At 36.1% G+C, this 2,867-nt stretch carries 3 protein-coding genes; 1 reads left to right on the forward strand and 2 read right to left on the reverse strand.

Going from position 1 to position 2,867, the window contains the following annotated elements:
* The coding region (locus ACWVCY_RS03710) for a hypothetical protein (protein ID WP_455140356.1) at positions 1 to 575 on the forward strand (575 nt) is incomplete at its 5' end.
* A 48-nt stretch (positions 576 to 623) separates the two neighbouring features.
* On the opposite strand, the gene ACWVCY_RS03715 is transcribed toward ACWVCY_RS03710, so the two are convergent.
* Both ACWVCY_RS03715 and ACWVCY_RS03720 read right to left on the reverse strand, forming a co-directional pair.
* On the reverse strand, positions 624 to 2,312 hold the full coding sequence (locus ACWVCY_RS03715; RefSeq protein ID WP_455140358.1) for a hypothetical protein: 1,689 nt from the start codon (positions 2,310 to 2,312) through the stop codon (positions 624 to 626).
* Between the two features lie 284 nt (positions 2,313 to 2,596).
* On the reverse strand, positions 2,597 to 2,867 hold a 271-nt coding region (locus tag ACWVCY_RS03720), incomplete at its 5' end, for a hypothetical protein (protein ID WP_455140360.1).

Genomic DNA, 2,867 nt, shown 5'->3' on the forward strand with positions numbered 1-2,867 from the left:
AATCATTTTCAGCAATTTTGATAAATAAAGCTCAAATTGAACTAATAAAATTACCAGTTACATTTGATATCAATCTGGAAAAGATTAGCGAAGAATATGTTGGAATTACCAATGCTGAGGAATCAATTGATGAATATGTCCAAAAAAATTTCAAGCTACTTGAATGGGATCAATTCTGCTCAAATATCCAAGTAAATCCTAATGATAAAGAAACATGGATTATTACACAAGATGGAATTCCAACTGGTTTTATTCCATTCAACATGGTTGAAGAAAGAAGTAAACTAGAGAATATTCAAGTCTTTGAGGTGGCCTTTCCCATCAGTTATACCTTTAGTCTTGATCAAAAGCTGAAAGAAGCTTGGGGAATATTTTCTATTACGGGAGAATCTATACTTCCTGTCATAAATCAGGAACACCAAATCGTAGGAACACTATCAATCTTTAGTGTTCCAAAACCTGAGAAAGAGCATGTGAAAACAAAAGCAGTAGAAATTGATAAGAAATTGGAAAGTGTAGGTAATTTTCTCACGGATAAACTCTTCGAGAAGCGGAAAAAGATAGATGGTTTTTAGTTTTCTCTGACTTTCTAAAAAAAATTATGGATTTTAAACATTTAATATTTATTGTTTTTTAGCATAGTCCCGTCGAAGAGGTGCATACATAGGAACATAGAGGATAGGAACCCAATCTTTCGGGGAGGGGCGCCAGCGACCAATTACTGCTTTCACTTCTTGACCAACCATGAAATTATAGATTTTAGGATTATAGTTGAATGCTCGAATCATCTTCTGTTCAAACATTGTCCAATAGGGGTTCTCAGGATGACCAACCTGCTTTTTTCCGCCATATAAAGTGACATTCGTAATTTTAGCGCGCTTAAATACTTTTATCTTTTGTAATTCTGCACTACATATTCGCTTGGTATCACTTTTATCTTTTTGAATTCCCCGTAAACATTTACCTCGTAATTCAAAGAATTTCTCAGGTGGTGAAAAATCTGGAAAATTCTCTGGATTCCAGCTATCCCCGAAGTAAACCGCTCCACACACAGGACATCCTTCAACCTGATAATACTCTTCTGATAGAGGTTCTACCTCCAAAAGCGCCATATGTTTGGCAATTTTTTCAGCATTGTCCCGGAAATTGATGTAATCCTCAACTGAGATCTTTTGTTTATAGTCAATTTGTTCTTGGACTGTTGGTACTTCACTATTAGCTACAATTGAACCATTAACTTTCATTTTGATACTAATCACGTCAGACCCTGCACCTGAGCCATACAGGACGGTCATAATCTCATCCCCTTTAGCACTATTCTCCATTGCTGCACACAAAGCAGTTGGAACAGTTGCAGAATAACCGTTAGCAATTTGAGGAGCTAAGTTTGAAACCTTGACCTGGGGTTCAATCCCAAGCATTTTTCCGTCCCCATCAAATTTCTTTTCAGCCAACTTAATACCAAAATAATCAGAAACATCTAGTAAGGCTTCATTAGGAAAAGAACCATTGGGGCTGTGGATAACCCAAGTTTTGTTCGGAAGGCACTCGGGAGCTATTTCATAACGTTCAAGGTGTTTCTTTACCGCAGAAAGAATCATTCCACGGAATGCAAGACTTGTTCCTTGCCCTTCATGTTCGGGGAATGGTTCACCTTCTTTTCGAATGAAATCACTAAAATCATAATTTATAGAAGTCCTACCCTGCAGTTTTGCGATACTCCCATCACCATCTTCCCCGAGGATCATTGTAGTTGAATAAAATGATGCTGAAAACTCAAGATCGTCTCCTGGTGCACCTTGAGAAGCATCAGTAGCTGTAATTGCTACATAACGACATCTTTTAGAATCTATTAATGCAGCCCCGATTTCTAGGAATTCACCAAAGGGTTTACACGCAAACTCACCCCTTACTCCAAATCTTAGATTTGTCACACCTGTTTTTCCAGCTAGTGCAGTGCTTGATTTAACAGCGTAGGGGTATGATTCAGATACAACGAACAAAGCATCAATTTGATGAGGTTGAATGCCGGCTCTCTTAATAGCATAGTTAAAAGATTGAATTCCAGCCGTTAAAGCATCTTCATTTGGACCAGGGACAATTTTTTCATTTAACATTAAACGTTGATTATAGATCCACCTGACAGAACTTAATGCTTTCCCGCGAAAACGATTCACTGCACGTTTCATCATACCTAGCGCAATTTTATAGTTCAATTGCGACATTGCGTGATAGTGATCAACGAGCTCCTCGATTTCTAACCTGTTAACTGGTATAAATGAGGCGATTGATTTTATTTCAGCGAAAAACAACACGCTCCAAAGAAATTACTTTTAAGAGAATTATTTATGGGACTTTTGAGTATTTAAGTATTGTTTTTTTTTATATTAAAGAGTCTCTTATATTACATGTTTATTTTATGAAAAATCAATGTTAAAGTATATTACTTAACTATTGAAATCATGTCATAAAATACATTATTATAAACTGGATTAGTTCAAAAATCGATCAGATTAAGAGATGCAGAAAATTTAATTAAATATATTTCTTTAACTCTTACTTAAGTATTTTTTTAAAAAAAGAAAAGAAAAGAAAATTATTTCCTCTTTTTCCATAAATAGATGGATAAGGTGGGAAGCAAGATAAAGGGAATTGAGAATGTGGTTATATTGGCGGTTGGGAGCGAGGTACTGGAAGAAAGAGATGAGGTACTAGTTGAGGTATATTGACTTTTCACAAAGTCAATTTCAACCCCACCAATTAGAATCCCATTGATATAAGCATGGATCACATAAATGCGTCGCTCACCTTCTTTGACATCCTCGGGGGCATTTATAGTGATTTTAATGGTCTTATTCTCCCCAGGA

It is taken from the genome of Candidatus Hodarchaeum mangrovi, from assembly GCF_975850365.1.